We start from the raw sequence: 278 nt of genomic DNA, 5'->3' as shown, positions 1-278 counted from the left end.
TGCTTCGTGCAGAACGCTGTGCATTGAGGATTGGTGGAGGATGACGGGATCGAACCGACGACCCCCTGCTTGCAAAGCAGGTGCTCTCCCAGCTGAGCTAATCCCCCAGTCACACATACTTCAGGGGACGCTTCGCCGTCACAGACAAAGTTGGTGGGTCTGGATGGATTCGAACCATCGACCCCCGCCTTATCAAGACGGTGCTCTAACCGACTGAGCTACAGACCCCTGAGTCTGTCTTTCTTACAGCCGACAAGTGTGAGCGCTTAAAACGCGTG

The 278-nt window shown here is 55.8% G+C and carries 2 tRNA genes; both read right to left on the bottom strand.

The window, feature by feature from the left end:
* Positions 1-31 precede the first annotated feature (31 nt).
* Positions 32-107 (bottom strand) — tRNA-Ala (locus AB3X98_RS42155).
* Between the two features lie 44 nt (positions 108-151).
* A tRNA-Ile gene (locus tag AB3X98_RS42150) sits at positions 152-228 on the bottom strand.
* Positions 229-278 lie beyond the last annotated feature (50 nt).

It is taken from the genome of Paraburkholderia sp. BR14312, from assembly GCF_040948675.1.
GTDB lineage: Bacteria > Pseudomonadota > Gammaproteobacteria > Burkholderiales > Burkholderiaceae > Paraburkholderia > Paraburkholderia nodosa_A.
Note: the sequence above shows the minus strand (reverse complement) of the source record. Positions and strands in the feature narration are given on the sequence as shown.